The sequence below is a fragment of the Herbaspirillum sp. GW822-FHT03A08 genome, from assembly GCF_058801885.1.
Genome location: NZ_JBXANR010000003.1, coordinates 579790 through 596548, shown reverse-complemented (window position 1 = coordinate 596548; position 16759 = coordinate 579790). Strand labels below are relative to the sequence as shown.

Sequence of the window (16759 nt, the reverse complement as noted above, 5' to 3'; positions counted from 1 at the left end):
CTGCTGATCAGAACGTTTCCCAATCGCCATCATCGCCGGCCGATGACTTCGGCGCTGCCGGCTTTGCATTCGCGGAAGGCAATGCGCGAACCGGAGCTGCCTTGCGTGTCGGCGCCGAAGCAGGCGCTGGCGCCGGCTTACGGGCTACCGGTGCTGCAGCAACTTTGGCAACAGGCTTGACCGCATTCACCGCGGGACGGCTGGCAAATGCCGGCGCTGCCGGAGCAATGTCACCGGCCTGGAAGAAAGCAACCGCCTCCTTCAGTCGACGCGCCTGCTCTTCCAGCGAACCGGCCGCCGCTGCCGCCTGCTCAACCAGCGCTGCATTCTGCTGCGTGGTCTGATCCATTTGCGTAATCGCCATGTTGACCTGGCCGATGCCGCTGCTTTGCTCTTCAGTGGCCGACGAAATTTCGCCCATGATGTCAGTCACGCGCTGCACCGCATCGACCACTTCGCCCATCGTCTGACCGGCGCGCTGCACCAGCTCCGAACCGCTGTCCACTCGTGTGACGGAAACTTCGATCAGATCTTTGATCTCTTTCGCCGCTTGCGCGCTGCGTTGCGCCAGACTGCGCACTTCGCTGGCGACCACGGCAAAGCCGCGCCCCTGCTCGCCGGCCCGTGCCGCTTCCACTGCCGCATTCAGTGCCAGAATATTAGTCTGAAAGGCAATGCCATCAATGACGCCGATAATGTCTGAAATCTTGCGCGAGCTTTCCGTGATGCCTTGCATAGTGTCGACCACCTGCCCGACCACTTCGCCGCCGCGACGAGCGATGTCGGAGGCGGTATGCGCCAGTTGCCCTGCCTGGCGCGCGTTGTCGGCGTTCTGCTTCACGGTCGAGGTCAACTCTTCCATGCTGGAAGCGGTTTCTTCCAGCGACGCGGCTTGCTGCTCAGTGCGCGAAGACAGATCGAGATTGCCGGCGGCGATTTCCTTGGCGCCGGTGTCGATCGATTCGGTGCCGGTGCGGATGCCACTGATCACCGTCGACAGGCGCTCGCGCATGACGCTCATTTCATAAAGCAGGCTGCGCTTGTCGCCCGGACGCGTCTTGATATCCATGGTCAGGTCGCCGGAAGCGATAGCGGAGGCCACCCCGACTGCGTACGCCGGCTCGCCGCCGAGGCTGCGCGTGATGTTGCGGATGATCGCCAGCATCATCGCCGACACCACCACGCCGATGACGATCAGGATCGCCGCCAGCTTCATGAGATTCTGATAGAAGTCGCTTTGCACGTCATTGAGGAACACGCCCGACACCAGCAGCCAGTCCCATGGTTCGTAATAAATCAGATAGCTGACCTTCTCCGTGCGGTTGGTGTCGTCGGCGCCCGGCAGACGGCCCATGTAGTTGACGAAGCCGCGTTGCTGCGCCTTGCCGACCTTGACCATTTCGACGTAGTAGAGCTTGCCGTCGCTATCCTTGCGGTCGGAGACATTCTTGCCGACCACACTCTTGTTGGTTGGGTGCATCAGCACCACCGGCTTGGAGTCGAAGACGAAAATGTAGTTGTCGTTGTCGTAGCGCATTGCAGAAATCCGGGCCAACGCATGCTTCTTGGCGTCTTCGACCGTCGTGTGGCCGGCGGCGACTTCGGCGGCATAGCTCTTGAGTATGCCTTCAGCCGTTTCGACGACACGTTTCAGACCCGCTTCGCGCTCGTGGATCATATTTTGGCGAGTATTGAGCGCCGACCATGCTGCCAGCACCAGCAGGCCTATCCACATGACGACCAAGGCCAGCAGCAGTTTCGCCCTTAGTGTTTTCATTGTTGCAACTCCGTTCCGAGCAAATTAAATGGGAGATTTCTTGTTTGACCGATGACGATAACTTACTTTGCAGAAAGCACATCCGGGGAACAAGGCGGTATCCATCATTCGATTGTCGCTTTTGCAGCGCAACACTGACAAATTACTGACGAAACACTTGTCGACTAGCCAATCCTCCACGGCGCATCTCGAAGAAAAGCGACGCTGGGCGCTATAATGGCGAGGTTTCAGAAACTGTTCTCATCCACTGGCGCTCTTCTTGCGTAAATCCCTCCGTGAATCCATTACTCGACAAGCTGCAACCCTACCCGTTCGAAAAACTGAAGAACCTGTTTTCCGACGTCACACCCAACCCCGACTATCGTCACATCAGCCTGGGAATCGGTGAACCGAAACATCCGACACCGGCCTTCATCAAGCAAGCGCTGACCGATAACCTGGGTGGCCTGGCATCGTATCCGAGCACCATTGGTTCGGAAGCCCTGCGCGCCGCCATCGCCGGCTGGCTGGAACGCCGTTACGACTTGCCGAAAATCGATCCGGCCACACAGGTGCTGCCGGTCAACGGCTCGCGCGAAGCCTTGTTCTCGCTCACGCAAACCGTGGTCGATCCATCGCAAAAAGATGCGCTGGTGATGTGCCCGAATCCGTTCTATCAGATCTATGAAGGCTCGGCCTATTTGTCGGGCGCGCAGCCTTATTTCGTCAACTCGGATCCGGCGCGCAACTTCGCACCTGATTTCAGCCAGGTGCCGGATGATGTCTGGCCGCGCGTCAAGCTGCTTTTCCTGTGCTCGCCGGGCAATCCGACCGGCGCCGTACTGTCGCTGGAAGACTGGAAGAAGCTGTTCGAACTGTCCGACCGTTACGGCTTCGTGATCGCCTCCGACGAGTGCTATTCGGAAATCTATTTCAAGGAAGAAGCACCGCTGGGCGGCCTCGAAGCGGCGCACAAGCTGGGGCGCGGCTACGATCGCCTGATCGCCTTCTCCAGCCTGTCGAAGCGCTCCAACGTGCCCGGCATGCGTTCGGGCTTCGTCGCCGGCGATGCTGCGATCCTGAAAAAATTCTTGCTGTACCGCACCTATCACGGCGGCGCCATGAGCCCGTCGATTCAGAATGCGTCGATTGCCGCCTGGAACGATGAAACCCACGTACAGGAAAATCGCGCCAAATACATCAAGAAGTTCAGCCAGGTGACGCCGCTGCTGCAGGAAGTGCTGGATGTATCCCTGCCGGATGCCAGCTTCTACCTGTGGGCCAAGGTCGATAAACTCACCTCGATCAGCGATACGGAATATGCCAAGCGCCTCTATGCCGAATATAATGTCACGGTATTGCCCGGCAGTTATCTGGCGCGCGAAGCCAACGGCGTCAATCCGGGCCAACAACGCATTCGCATGGCGCTGGTCGCTGAAGTGGAGGAATGCCTGGAAGCGGCGCAACGCATCGTCGCCTTCACTCGCAAACTGGCAGGCGCTTAAGCGTCTCTGCCATCCCGGGACGCCTTCTTCGGCGTGCAAGCACACGAAGAAACGCGCGCCCGGTTTTATTTATTTTCAACTGAGTCCAACTGAGATCTAAAAAGATGACACTATCCATTCAGCAAATCATCGATCAGGCGTGGGAAGACCGCGCCAGCCTGTCGCCGAAGACCGCACCTGCCGACATCCGTAACGCCGTGGCGGAAGTCATCGCCGGCCTGAACGAAGGCACCCTGCGTGTGGCGGATCGCCAAAGCGTCGGCCAATGGCAAGTCAACCAATGGGTCAAGAAAGCCATCCTGCTGTCGTTCCGCCTGGAAGACAACGTGCCTGTCGGTTCCGGCATCCCCGGCTATCCGCAGTTCTACGATAAGGTTCCGACCAAGTTCGCCAACTACACAGCTGAAGATTTCGCCAAGGGCGGTTTCCGCGTGGTGCCGCCGGCAGTTGCCCGTCACGGTTCCTTCATCGGCAAGAACGTCGTGCTGATGCCTTCCTACGTCAACATCGGCGCTTACGTCGATGAAGGCGCGATGGTCGACACATGGGCCACCGTCGGTTCCGCCGCACAGATCGGCAAGAACGTCCACCTGTCCGGCGGCGTCGGCATTGGCGGCGTGCTGGAGCCAGTGCAAGCCGGCCCTGTCATCATCGAAGACAACTGCTTTATCGGTGCACGTTCGGAAGTTGTTGAAGGCGTGATCATCGAAGAAAACTCGGTGCTGTCGATGGGCGTGTACATCGGCCAATCGACCAAGATTTACGATCGCGAAACCGGCGAAGTGCATTACGGCCGCGTTCCGGCCGGCTCCGTCGTGGTGCCGGGCAACCTGCCGTCGAAAGATGGCAAGTACAGCCTGTACGCTGCGATCATCGTCAAGAAGGTTGACGCGCAAACCCGTTCGAAGACATCGATCAACGAACTGCTGCGCGGCGCTTAATCAGCGTTACGAGTTGCCGGCCTGCGCCGGCAATTTTGTTTGCAGCGAGTTTGCAGCAAGATAAGAATCACGGCCGGCACGGCAAGATGCCGGCCTCACTTTTTGTACGACAGGATGATTTAACTCCATGAGCACGCAAGTAACCCTCTACGGCATCCCGAATTGCGACACGGTCAAGAAGGCGCGTACCTGGCTCGATGCCAACGGCGTCGCGTATACCTTCCACGATTTCAAGAAGGCAGGCCTCGACGCCAGCCTGGTCAAAGCCTGGCTCAAGGACATCCCCTGGGATACGCTGGTCAATCGCAAAGGCACGACCTGGCGCGGCCTGTCCGACGAGCGCAAGGCCAGCATCACCGACAACGCCAGCGCCACGGCGCTGATCGTCGAGCTGCCCTCCATCGTCAAACGCCCGGTACTGCACGCCAGCGGCCAGCCCACGCATGTTGGCTTTACCGCAGACCTTTATCAACAGATTTTCAAGAACTGATTGCACGGATTCATCATGAGCAAAACCCTTGCCCTGACCCAGGAACTGATCGCCCTCTCGTCCGTGACGCCGGAAGACAAAGGCTGCCAGGCGCGCCTGGCTGAACTGCTGGCGCCGCTTGGCTTCGTCTGCGAAACCATCCAGTCCGGCGACGTCACCAACTTGTGGGCGCGCAAGGGTACGGCACAGCCGCTGCTGGCGTTTGCAGGACACACTGACGTGGTGCCGACCGGCCCGGTCGACAAATGGCAGTCCCCGCCGTTCGTGCCGACGCAACGCGACGGCAAGCTGTTCGGTCGCGGCGCATCCGACATGAAAACCTCGATTGCGGCGATGGTAGTCGCGGTCGAAGAATTCGTCGCCGCGCATCCTGATCACAAAGGCTCGATCGGCTTCCTGATCACCAGCGACGAAGAAGGTCCGGCGACCGACGGCACCGTGATCGTCTGCGACAAGCTCAAGGCACGCGGCGAGCAACTCGACTATTGTATCGTCGGCGAACCGACGTCGGCCAAACAGCTGGGCGACATGATCAAGAATGGCCGCCGCGGCACCATGTCCGGCAAGCTCACGGTCAAGGGCATCCAGGGCCACATCGCCTACCCGCAACTGGCGAAGAATCCCATCCACCTGGCGGCGCCGGCACTGGCCGAACTGGTCGCCGAACAATGGGATGCGGGCAACGAATACTACCTGCCAACCTCGTGGCAGATGTCGAACATCCACGGCGGCACCGGCGCGTCAAATGTGATCCCCGGCGAAGTCGTGATCGACTTCAACTTCCGCTTCTCGACCGCCAGCACAGTGGAAGGCTTGCAGCAACGTGTGCACGCCATCCTCGACAAGCACGGCTTTGACTACGACCTGAAATGGACAGTCGGCGGCCGTCCTTTCCTGACGCCGCGCGGCAACCTGAGCGATGCCTTGTCGTCGGCGATCAAGGCGGAAACCGGCCTCGACACCGAGTTATCGACTACCGGCGGCACTTCCGACGGCCGCTTCATTGCGCAGATCTGCCCGCAGGTGATCGAGTTCGGACCGCCCAACGACAGCATCCACAAGATCGACGAATACATCGAAGTACGCTACATCGATCCGCTGAAAAACATTTATCGCCGCACCATGGAAAACCTGTTGCTGTAAACCTTGATCAACAGCAGCAAACCAAACCGAGCAGGACCTTATCCATGTACAGACCGAGAATATCGATCATGACACCAAACAATTTCGCTACCGTGCGCGACATCCTGCGCTATGCCATCACGAGCTTCAATACCGAGAAGCTGTTCTTCGGCCACGGCACCAACAATGCCTTCGATGAAGCCGCCTACCTGATCCTGCACACGCTGAAGCTGCCGCTGGACCAATTGGAGCCCTTCCTCGATGCGCGCCTGCTGCAAGGCGAAATCGACAATCTGCTGCGCGTCATCATGCGCCGCACGGAAGACCGCGTGCCCGCCGCCTACATCACCAACGAAGCCTGGCTGGGCGGCTATCGCTTCTTCGTTGATGAGCGCGTGATCGTGCCGCGTTCGTTCATCGCGGAACTGATTCCCGAACACTTTTCGCCGTGGGTGCAAGACCCCGCACAAGTCGCCAATATCCTCGACGTGTGCACCGGCTCCGGCTGCCTGCCGATCCTGCTGGCGGATGCCTTCCCGCAGGCGCAGGTTGACGCCGTCGACATCTCGGCCGAAGCGCTGCAAGTGGCGCGTCGCAACGTCGAGGATTACGAACTGGGCAGCCGCATCAATCTGGTCGAATCGGATCTGTACACCAAGCTGCCGGCACGCAAGTACGACCTGATCATCAGCAATCCGCCGTACGTCAATTCCGACTCGATGAGCAAGCTGCCGAAGGAATACCTGCAGGAGCCGCAAATCGCGCTGGCCGGCGGCAAGGACGGCATGGATCTGGTGCGCAAGATCGTCAAGGGCGCCGCGCAACGTCTGACGCCAAACGGCGTGCTGATTGTCGAAATCGGCAACGAACGCGCCTACGCCGAAGCCGCCTTCCCTGACCTGGAACTGACCTGGGTCTCGACCAGCGCCGGCGACGACATGGTGTTCCTGCTGACGGCAGACCAGTTGCAGCATCTGGCTTAGTTGCCGCCTTAGTTACTGCCTTAGTTACTGCCTTAGTTGCCGGCGTCGTTTTTGTTTCGCCTATCTTTCGTTTCAACCTGATTTTTCTTCTTTGATTGCAGTTCCACGATGATTCGTTTTCAGCAAGTTTCCCTGGCCCGCGGCGTCAAGCCGCTGCTGGAGAATGTCGACGTTACGCTCAACCCGGGCGACAAGATCGGCCTCATCGGCGCCAATGGCGCCGGCAAATCCAGCCTGTTCGCCATGCTGCGCGGCGAACTGCATGCCGATCAGGGCAACATCGACTATCCGACCAAATGGCGGGTCGCCTACGTCGCCCAGGAAACCCCTGCGCTTGACCGCGCTGCCGTGGAATATGCGATTGACGGCGACGTCACCCTGCGCCGCCTGGAAGCGCAACTGGCGGCTGCAGAAGCCGAACCGGAAAGCGCCGAAAACGGCATCCGTATCGCCGACTTGTATGGCGCGCTGGCTGATGCCGACGTCTACACGGTACGCTCGCGCGCCGAACAATTGCTGATCGGCCTCGGTTTCACGCTGGAGCAAATGGAGCGTCCGGTCGCGAGCTTCTCCGGCGGCTGGCGCATGCGCCTGAATCTGGCGCAGGCGCTGATGTGCCCCTCCGATTTGCTGCTGCTTGACGAACCGACCAATCACCTGGATCTGGACGCCATCATCTGGCTGGAAGACTGGCTCAAACGCTATGCCGGCACACTGATCATCATTTCCCATGATCGCGACTTCCTCGACGGCGTGGTCAACGTGATCGTGCATATCGACGAACGCAAGCTGAAGCGCTACTCCGGTAATTACTCCGCATTCGAGCGTCAGCGGGCGGCGCAATTGGAACTGGCGGCCGGCATGATCGAGAAGCAGATGCGCCAGCGTGCGCACTTGCATTCCTTCATCGACCGCTTCAAGGCCAAGGCCAGCAAAGCCAGACAGGCGCAGAGCCGCATGAAAGCGCTGGCGAAGATGGAAGAACTGGCGCCCCTGCGCGCGGCGGCGGAGTTTTCATTCGAATTCCGCGAACCGCTGTCGGCGCCGAATCCGCTGCTGGTCATGGAGAAGGTCAACGCCGGTTATCGCATTGAAGATCCCGAAACCTATGCCATCAGCGAAAAAGTCATCGTCGGCGGCATCGACTTTTCGCTGCAGACCGGGCAGCGCATCGGCTTGCTCGGCGTCAACGGCGCCGGTAAGTCGACGCTGATCAAAACCATCGCCAACGAACTCAATCCTATCGCCGGCACTGCGCAGTTCGGCAAGGGCCTGGTGATCGGCTACTTCGCCCAGCATCAGGTGGAAATGCTGCGTCACGATGAGTCGCCGCTGTGGCATCTGGCACGCATCGCGCCCGACGTGCGCGAGCAGGAACTGCGCAACTTCCTCGGCAGCTTCAACTTCAACGGCACCATGGCGTCGTCCAGCATCGCGCCGTTTTCCGGCGGTGAAAAAGCCCGTCTGGCGCTGGCGCTGATTGTCTGGCAACGCCCCAACCTGCTGCTGCTCGATGAACCGACCAACCATCTGGATCTGGAAACCCGCGAAGCGCTGACCATGGCGCTGGCGCAATTCGAAGGCACGCTGGTCCTGGTGTCCCATGATCGCCATCTGCTACGCGCCACCACCGACCAATTCCTGATCGTCGCCGATGGCAAGTTGCAGCCGTTCGACGGCGACCTTGACGACTACCGCGACTGGCTGTTCAAGACCAAGCTGGCCGCCAAGAACAGCGCTGCAGAAGCAGCCCAGGCCGCTGCGTCCAAGCCGAAGGTGGAACAAAAGGTCGAAAAGAAAGCACCGGAGCCGGTTGCAGCTACTGCGACCGTTGTTCCGGTCGGCGATCGCCGCGAACAAAAGCGCCTCGACGCCGAAGAACGCCAGCGCCTGGCCGGTTTGAAGAAACCGATCGAGTCGCGCATCAAGCGGCTGGAAGAGCAGATCGCAAAATGCAACGAAAAGAAGGCCGTCATCGACGCCCGACTGGCCGATCCGAGCATCTACGACGCCGCCAACAAGGAAGAACTGAAGAAGCTGATCACCGACCAGGCGTATTGCACCAAGGAACTGGAGCAATTGGAAGAAGACTGGCTGGGTCAGCAGGAAGCGCTGGAGCAGTTGCAGGCTTAACGCTTTTGATGCTCGCTGCGCAATACCCGGGCGCCAAGAGGCTGAATAAAAGGCGAGCCGGCTAGGCGTATCGACACAGACAGTACGCGCGAGTACCAGAACACGGCAAGGAGATGCAACGACGCCAGATCGTCTTTATCCAGCCTCGCCATATAAACTTCTTACATAGATGTCTTTGGTCTTAGCTTGTAAAACGATTAAGCTACTCGCATATCGGATTTCCACCGATCAATATAAATATCGCCAAAGGAACAGACAATGACATCCAAAACACTCCGCAAACTGTCCCCGTTGCTGGCCGGCCTGCTGCTCGTTGGCGCGACCGTCGGCGCCCATGCTGCCGACCTGCTGGATACCGTCAAGGCGCGCGGCACGCTGAAAGTCGCCCTGGAAGGCAACTATCCGCCGTTCAACTTCAAAGATCCCAAGACCAGCGAACTGACCGGCTTTGAAGTCGATGTCGCCAAGTTGCTGGCAGCCAAGCTGGGCCTGAAGCCGGAATTCACGACGACGGAATGGAGCGGTATTCTGGCAGGTCTGGGCGCCGGCAAGTATGACGTCATCATCAATCAGGTCGGCATCACCGATGAGCGCCAGAAGGCATTCGACTTCTCCGATCCGTACACCCTGTCGAGCGCACAGCTGATCGTGCGCAAGGACGAAAAGCGCCAGTTCAACAGCCTGGAAGATCTGAAGGGCAAGAAACTGGGTCTGGGCCAGGGGACCAATTTTGAACAAAAAGCCAAGAGTGTTCCTGGCATCGACGTCAAAACTTATCCAGGTTCGCCTGAATACCTGGCCGATCTGGCCAGCGGCCGCATCGACGCTGCACTGAATGACAGCCTGCTGGTTGGCTACCTGCTGAAATCGGCAAATCTGCCGCTTAAGGGCGGCTCGCCTATCGGCACAGTCGACAAGATCGGCATTCCGTTCCAAAAGGGCAACCCGCAATTCAAGGCTGCCCTGAACAAGGCGCTGGCTGATATTCAGAAGGACGGCAGCTTCAAGCAAGCGTCGATCAAGTGGTTTGGCATTGACGTGAGCAAGCCCCCAGCCGCACAATAAGTCACTGAGTTCTCTTGAAACCGATATCCCCGCATCAATGCGGGGATATTTTTATTGCGTCGACGAAAAATGGAAATTTGGGATTTGCTGCATCAGGCAGCGCCGATCATGCTCAAGGGCACGGGCTACACACTGCTGTTCGCCCTGGCCTCGATGGTCGGCGGCCTGGTATTGGGATTTTTGCTGGCAGTCGCGCGCATCGTGCCGTGGAAGTTCGTCCACTGGCCGGCGGCCGTCTACGTCAGCCTGATGCGCGGCACGCCGCTGCTGGTACAGATTTTCGTTGTCTACTACGGCCTGCCCAGCGTCGGCATCGAATTCTCGCCGCTCATGGCCGGCGTACTGACCCTGAGCCTGAACGCCAGCGCCTATCTGTCGGAAAGCCTGCGCGGCGCCATCCTCGGCGTCGGCAAGGGCCAATGGAGCGCCAGTTACAGTCTCGGCCTGACTTACATCCAGACCTTGCGCCATATCGTGGTGCCACAGGCCATCCGTATCGCCGTACCGTCGATGAGCAACACCCTGATCAGCCTGATCAAGGACACTTCGCTGGTGTCCGTCATCACTGTCACGGAATTGATGCTGTCGACCAAGGAAATCATTGCGGTGACGTTCCGTCCTTTGCCGCTGTACATCGCGGCGGCCATGGTTTACTGGTTTCTCAGCATCTGCTTCGAAGCCTTGCAACACCGCCTGGAACGTCGGCTTGAGCGCGCGCATCAGTGAGCAGCCGACAATGAAAAAAGCCCGGGCGATCAGGTCCGGGCTTTTTTATTCAGAGAAGTAAGATCAGAAGAATATCAACGTTTGACGCGGTAAATATCCTGCCCCGCTTCATCAATCTGACGCCGCAATTCGCGTCGCTCATCGGGGCTCAATTTTCCGCGACGCTGGTTGGCGTCCTGATCAGGCGGCGGACGCCCGCCACCGCTGCCAAAACCGTTTCCGCCCTGATGGCGATAATCGGTCGGCTGGTTCGGCATTCCGCGCCCAGGTTCGGGAGGACGCGCAAACGCGGCGGTAGCGCCGAGTAATACAAACGCTGCAGCAACACCAAGTTTTTTAAAAACTGCAATATCCATAACGGCATTTTTCCACATTTTGGACCAACGACAAAGTGCATTCATCGATGTACCCAGTGTAGGTTGCTTGGCCGGATGGTATAAGATGATTAAGGTAAGGTATGTAACAGTTTGTAATCTTTGGCTCCTTACATGTTGCTGATCTCTGTGAAGACGCTACCATAACGCCATGAATACGACCAACACAAGCTCCCCCGCTACTCCGGCCCACCAATCCAAAGTCCTGGTGGTGGATGACGACATCCGTCTGCGTGATCTGCTGCGCCGCTATCTGACCGAACAGGGCTTCAACGTGGTCACGGCTGAAAATGCGCAGGCGATGAACAAGCTCTGGATTCGCGAACGCTACGATCTGCTGGTACTGGATCTGATGCTGCCCGGCGAAGACGGTCTGGCGATCTGCCGCCGCTTGCGCGGCGCCGGCGATCAAACGCCGATCATCATGCTCACCGCCAAGGGCGAAGATGTCGATCGCATCATCGGTCTCGAAATGGGCGCCGACGATTATCTGCCGAAACCATTCAATCCTCGAGAACTGGTGGCACGCATCAACGCCGTGCTGCGCCGTAAGGGTCCGGATGAATTGCCGGGTGCGCCTTCAGAATCGCCGGAGTCTTTCGAGTTCGGCGAATTCGTCCTCGATCTGGGCACACGCACGCTGAAGAAAAAAGGCGAAACCGTGCCACTGACTACGGGCGAATTCTCGGTGCTCAAGGTCTTTGCCCGCAATGCGCGCCAACCGCTGTCGCGTGAAAAGCTGATGGAAATGGCGCGCGGCCGCGAGTATGAAGTATTCGACCGCAGCCTTGACGTGCAGATCTCGCGCCTGCGCAAACTGATCGAACCCGATCCGGCAAATCCTCTCTACATTCAAACCGTGTGGGGTCTCGGCTACGTCTTCATCCCTGAGGGCAAACCGCGCTGATGCGCTTGCCAAGCCTGTCGGATTCTTCAAGCCCGTTGACCGGGGTTCACACTATGAGCGATCAAGCGCGCCAACGATGGTTCAGCAATGGACTGTTCTGGCGCACCTTCTTTTTGCTGACTTTCCTGATCACTGCGAGCATGGTGGCGTGGGTGGCCAGTTTCCGCATGGTCGAGCGCGGTCCGCGTGCAGAGCAGCTGGCGGCCCAAATCGTTTCCGTGGTCACGATCACGCGTGCGGCGCTGACGCACTCTGCGCCGGAAATGCGCCGCGAACTTCTGTTCGACCTAGCCAGCAACGAAGGCATCCGCATCTATCCATTGGAAAAATCGGACAAGATTTCGCCGCCTGATGACTCACCTGTCCTTCCTGAACTCGAGTACTACGTCAAGCAATCGATGGGCGACGACACGCAGTTTTCATCGAGCGTCAACGATGTCGACGGCTTCTGGATCAGCTTCAAGATCGATGAAGATCAATACTGGCTGATGCTTGACCGCGGGCGTCTCGATCGCACTTCCAGCCTGCAATGGCTGGGATGGGCTTCGATTGCGCTGGTGTTGTCGCTGATCGGCGCGGTCTTCATTTCGACGCTGATCAACCAGCCGCTGGCGCGTCTGACGGCTGCTGCACGCGCTATCGCCAAGGGTAAGCAACCTGACCCGCTGCCGGAATCCGGGCCGACCGAAATCAGGGAAGCCAATGGCAGCTTTAACCAGATGGTCGAAGATCTCAACCGCATTGAATCCGATCGCGCCGTGATCCTTGCCGGCATCTCACATGACTTGCGCACACCGCTGGCGCGCATGCAGCTTGAAGTCGAAATGGCCCATCTATCCGACGAAGCGCGTGATGGCATGCACTCGGACCTGGCGCAGATGGACGCCATCATCGGCCAGTTCCTCGACTACGCCAAGCCCTTCGACAGCAGCAGTTTTACGCCTGTCGATCTGTCCGGCCTGCTGGAAGACGCCGCCAATCACAGCAAACGGCAGAACGAAGTCCGTGTCACAACAGCGATCATGCCGGGCCTGGAAATCATGGGCAACACCGTCGAACTGGAACGCACGATCGGCAATCTGATCGAGAACGCGCGCCGCTACGGCAAGACGCCCGATACCGACGTCGCAGATATCGACATCCTGTGCAAACTGGAAGGCCACAACGTCAAGGTCGAGATCGCCGACCATGGCGCCGGTGCGCCGGAGAGCGAACTGGAGCGCCTGCTGCGCCCCTTCACCCGTCTCGATACCGCACGCGGCCAGGCCAACGGCTCCGGCCTCGGGCTGGCCATCGTGAACCGGATCGTGATTCGCCACAACGGCAAGCTGCACCTGCGCAATCGCGAAGGCGGCGGGCTGGTAGTGCAAATGATTTTCCCTCAGCCGCCACGCAGCGCGCATCCGCGCAAGTAAGCTGAATGATGAGGATGCGATGTTCCGGCCGATCAGCCTTGATGTTCGTTGCGGTCTGCTTCAGTACCACGGCGTTTGCTCAGGCGCGCGTCGATCGCACATTCAGCGTACAACCGGCAACGACGCCGACCATCGGCGAATTACCTGCCGCTGCAACAAGTCCGGCGCCAGTCGCGGCGGCGCCGGGCTACCGCCCTCCGGCACCGAACCACAACCGTCCCAGCGGCTCTTACGTAGCCGACGCAATGGGCGCAAGCATCCTGGCGAAAAATGCCGACTACGAGACCACATTCAGGATCAATGCGCCTCTACCCGCCGGCAGCACGATCAGCAATGTGTCCTGGCGCTATGGCGTGTCGAGCAAACCCGTTGGATTTGAAGCCGTGCTGTGCTGGAATAATCAACAACGCTGTTGGAACGTCACCAACAATGCCAGTGGCAGCACCGTGGCCTTCAATGGCAAAGATGCCATTCAGCCATTCACGCTGCACTATCGGGTCAAAGGAAGCGGCCCGCTGGGACCACCGGCGCAGGGCGAAATGAATCAGATCATTGTGACCTACGATCTGCCATGACCATTGCGTACGGCAACAGCTAAAAAATAAGCGCCCGGTCCAGGGCGCTTATTCATGGCTTGGTTCTTCTGCTTATTCGTGGGCCTATTCGTCGATATTGCGAATTTTTTGCAAGGCTTCGTCGATACGCTCCACCGCGACGACTTTCAATCCTTCGACCTCTTGCTTGGGCGCATTTGCCTTCGGGATCATGGCGATCGAAAAGCCCAGCTTGGCCGCTTCACGCAAGCGCTCCTGACCACGCGGCGCCGGACGAATCTCGCCCGCCAACCCGACTTCACCGAATACCACCAGGCCGCGCGGCAGGGGCTTGTTGCGCATGGACGAATTGATCGCCAACAACACCGCAAGGTCGGCTGCCGGCTCGGTGATCTTCACGCCGCCGACGGCGTTAATGAAAACATCCTGATCGAACGCAGCAATACCGGCGTGCCGATGCAGCACCGCCAGCAACATCGCCAGGCGATTCTGTTCCAGACCGACCGACAAGCGGCGCGCGTTGGGAACATGCGAACTGTCGACCAGCGCCTGAATTTCCACCAGCAGAGGACGTGTTCCCTCTTGCGTCACCATGACGCAAGAACCCGGCACCTGGCTGTCGTGCTGCGACAAGAACAGCGCCGATGGATTAGAGACTCCCTTGAGTCCCTTTTCCGTCATGGCGAATACACCCAGCTCATTGACCGCGCCGAAGCGGTTCTTGAACGCCCGCACCAGGCGAAAACTGGAGTGCGTGTCGCCTTCGAAATACAACACCGTGTCGACGATATGCTCCAGCACCCGCGGACCGGCCAAGGCGCCTTCCTTGGTAACGTGACCAACCATGATGATGGTGGTGTCGGAGGTCTTGGCAAACCGTGTCAGTTGCGCCGCACATTCGCGTACCTGCGCCACCGAGCCGGGCGCCGAGGTCAAAGCATCGGAGTAAACAGTCTGAATCGAATCGATGACGGCGACATCCGGCTTGTGTTCGGCCAGCGTCGACAAAATCTTTTCCAGCTGGATTTCGGCCTGCAGCTTGAGATCCTTGGCGTCGACTGCGAGACGTTTGGCGCGCAAGGCGATCTGCGAACCGGACTCTTCGCCGCTGACGTACAGGACTTGCTTGAGTTTGGAAATATTTGCCAGCGCTTGCAGCAAGAGTGTCGATTTGCCGATCCCTGGATCGCCGCCGATCAGCACCACGCCGCCCGGCACCAGGCCGCCGCCCAGCACGCGGTCGAATTCTTCAATGCCGGTGCCGAAACGCGGCACGTCGATTGCCTCGATATCGACCAGCGACAACACCGGCGCAGTCTGCGCCAGGCCTTGATGCTGGTTCGAATAGCGATTGGCGCCGGCCGGCTCGACCAGCGTTTCCACCAGCGTGTTCCATTGACCGCAGGCCGGGCACTGCCCTGCCCATTTATTGCTGATGCCGCCGCATTCGGTACAGGTGTAGTTGGTTTTGGCCTTTGCCATGTCAGTTCTTTTCCCGCACGGTCACGCGTGGCGCCAGAGCGCACATCAATTCATAGCCTATGGTGCCAGCCGCAAAAGCGACATCGTCAATCGGCAAAGCCTCACCCCACAGAACAACGTGGCTGCCGACGCCGGCATTCGGAATGTGGGTCAGGTCGACGATCAGCATGTCCATGGAGACGCGACCGACAGTACCGGTGTTGACGCCATCGACCACGACCGGCGTGTTATTCGGCGCATGGCGTGGATAGCCGTCTGCATAACCGCAGGCGACGATGCCGATCTTCATCGGCTTGTCCGCGACAAAACGGCTGCCGTAGCCGACCGCGTCCCCTGGGCCGATTTCCTGCACGGCGATGATCTCGCTTTCCAGCGTCATCGCAGGACGCAGGCCGAAGTCCTTGGCAGTGCCGCCACCCGGCGTACCGCCATATAACATCACACCCGGCCGCACCCAGTCATACGCCAGCTCGGCGTGCAGCAAATCTGCGGCGGAGTTCGAGACGCTGCAAGAACCGGCCAGCCCCTGCGTAGCTGCCTTGAAGCGTTTGATCTGTTCCGCCAGCGGCAAGTCGGGATTGGATGCATCGTCGGCATTGGCAAAGTGCGTCATCATGGTGATGCTGCGCACGCAGGCCAGTTTCTGCAGCCGCTCATAAGCGGCACGGTAGGCTTCCGGCTTGAAACCGAGGCGATTCATGCCGCTGTTCATTTTCAGATGCACGTCAAATTGCGTATCGGCAGCAAGCTTCGCAGCTTCCAGGATCTGAATCTGCTCATTGCAATGCACGGCGAATTGCAGTTGGTGCTGCTCCAGGACGGGAATATCGTCCGCATCGAAAAAACCTTCCAGCAGCAAAATCGGCTTCTTCCAGCCAAGTTCGCGCAGTTGCACGGCGTAGTTGACTTCAATCAGCGCCAGACCATCTGCATCGGCAAACGCGCGTACCGCACGCGACAAGCCGTGGCCGTATGCCTGCGCCTTGACCACCGCCCACGCCTTGGCGCGAGGAGCACGCGACTTCGCGACCGCGAGATTGTGTTGTAGTGCAGAAATGTCAATGGTGGCTACGATTGGTCTTGGCATGGAAGCAGATAAGGGCAAATAAAGGGCTGATTGTGAATACAAACGCGATGGCAGCGACAGAAATCGGGCCATTCGGGAACAAGAACTCATTTTACCGGACCAACTTGTTTCTATGAAGCGAATGCACCAAAGCCGAATTGCTCCTGGTTACGCTTCCTGCCCTTATATTCACCCATCATACTTATCACTGGCATGTCATCTTTTCATGGTATAAAGCAA

15 protein-coding genes are annotated in these 16759 nt (G+C 58.9%); 11 read left to right on the top strand and 4 right to left on the bottom strand.

The genetic code is table 11. The features are described from left to right. Positions 1 to 7: 7 nt before the first annotated feature. Positions 8 to 1777, bottom strand: a complete 1770-nt coding sequence (locus AC1RN6_RS11925; protein ID WP_493005527.1) for a methyl-accepting chemotaxis protein — start codon at positions 1775 to 1777, stop codon at positions 8 to 10. A 275-nt stretch (positions 1778 to 2052) separates the two neighbouring features. Here AC1RN6_RS11925 and dapC point away from each other — a divergent pair, with 275 nt between their 5' ends. From dapC to AC1RN6_RS11885, 8 genes are all read left to right on the top strand, one after another. Further along, entirely contained in the window at positions 2053 to 3261 is a 1209-nt protein-coding gene (dapC, locus tag AC1RN6_RS11920; protein ID WP_493005525.1) for a succinyldiaminopimelate transaminase, read from the top strand. A gap of 104 nt (positions 3262 to 3365) precedes the next feature. Continuing rightward, positions 3366 to 4202, top strand: coding sequence for a 2,3,4,5-tetrahydropyridine-2,6-dicarboxylate N-succinyltransferase (dapD, locus tag AC1RN6_RS11915; RefSeq protein ID WP_493005524.1), 837 nt, complete (start codon positions 3366 to 3368; stop codon positions 4200 to 4202). Between the two features lie 127 nt (positions 4203 to 4329). Further along, complete coding sequence (locus AC1RN6_RS11910) at positions 4330 to 4692, top strand: ArsC family reductase (RefSeq protein ID WP_493005522.1); 363 nt, start codon at positions 4330 to 4332, stop codon at positions 4690 to 4692. A 15-nt stretch (positions 4693 to 4707) separates the two neighbouring features. Beyond that, positions 4708 to 5835 carry a succinyl-diaminopimelate desuccinylase gene (dapE, locus tag AC1RN6_RS11905; RefSeq protein WP_050477290.1) on the top strand — a complete coding sequence of 376 codons (1128 nt, stop codon included), beginning with the start codon at positions 4708 to 4710 and terminating at the stop codon, positions 5833 to 5835. Between the two features lie 68 nt (positions 5836 to 5903). Next, complete coding sequence (gene prmB / locus AC1RN6_RS11900) at positions 5904 to 6797, top strand: 50S ribosomal protein L3 N(5)-glutamine methyltransferase (protein WP_493005519.1); 894 nt, start codon at positions 5904 to 5906, stop codon at positions 6795 to 6797. A gap of 108 nt (positions 6798 to 6905) precedes the next feature. Further along, positions 6906 to 8930 carry an ATP-binding cassette domain-containing protein gene (locus tag AC1RN6_RS11895; RefSeq protein ID WP_493005517.1) on the top strand — a complete coding sequence of 675 codons (2025 nt, stop codon included), beginning with the start codon at positions 6906 to 6908 and terminating at the stop codon, positions 8928 to 8930. 258 nt (positions 8931 to 9188) lie between these two features. After that, entirely contained in the window at positions 9189 to 9995 is an 807-nt protein-coding gene (locus AC1RN6_RS11890; RefSeq protein WP_094563566.1) for a cystine ABC transporter substrate-binding protein, read from the top strand. Positions 9996 to 10064: 69 nt separating this feature from the next. Further along, positions 10065 to 10721, top strand: a complete 657-nt coding sequence (locus AC1RN6_RS11885; protein ID WP_493005515.1) for an amino acid ABC transporter permease — start codon at positions 10065 to 10067, stop codon at positions 10719 to 10721. A gap of 74 nt (positions 10722 to 10795) precedes the next feature. Here the strand turns inward: AC1RN6_RS11885 and AC1RN6_RS11880 are convergent, their stop codons facing one another. After that, positions 10796 to 11077 (bottom strand): hypothetical protein, encoded by a 282-nt coding sequence (locus AC1RN6_RS11880; RefSeq protein WP_493005513.1) that lies wholly within the window; start codon positions 11075 to 11077, stop codon positions 10796 to 10798. A gap of 169 nt (positions 11078 to 11246) precedes the next feature. Between AC1RN6_RS11880 and ompR the strand changes: the two genes are divergently transcribed. The 3 genes from ompR to AC1RN6_RS11865 are packed head-to-tail and all read left to right on the top strand — an operon-like array spanning position 11247 to position 13992. Then, positions 11247 to 12002: an osmolarity response regulator transcription factor OmpR gene (gene ompR, locus AC1RN6_RS11875; RefSeq protein WP_050477106.1), complete on the top strand. Its 756-nt coding sequence runs from the start codon at positions 11247 to 11249 to the stop codon at positions 12000 to 12002. Between the two features lie 53 nt (positions 12003 to 12055). Further along, positions 12056 to 13417 carry a sensor histidine kinase gene (locus AC1RN6_RS11870; RefSeq protein ID WP_493005511.1) on the top strand — a complete coding sequence of 454 codons (1362 nt, stop codon included), beginning with the start codon at positions 12056 to 12058 and terminating at the stop codon, positions 13415 to 13417. 41 nt (positions 13418 to 13458) lie between these two features. Further along, complete coding sequence (locus AC1RN6_RS11865) at positions 13459 to 13992, top strand: flagellar protein FlhE (RefSeq protein ID WP_493005510.1); 534 nt, start codon at positions 13459 to 13461, stop codon at positions 13990 to 13992. Between the two features lie 84 nt (positions 13993 to 14076). On the opposite strand, the gene radA is transcribed toward AC1RN6_RS11865, so the two are convergent. Further along, entirely contained in the window at positions 14077 to 15453 is a 1377-nt protein-coding gene (gene radA, locus AC1RN6_RS11860; RefSeq protein WP_493005508.1) for a DNA repair protein RadA, read from the bottom strand. 1 nt (position 15454) lies between these two features. Further along, entirely contained in the window at positions 15455 to 16540 is a 1086-nt protein-coding gene (gene alr, locus AC1RN6_RS11855) for an alanine racemase (protein ID WP_493005506.1), read from the bottom strand. Positions 16541 to 16759 lie beyond the last annotated feature (219 nt).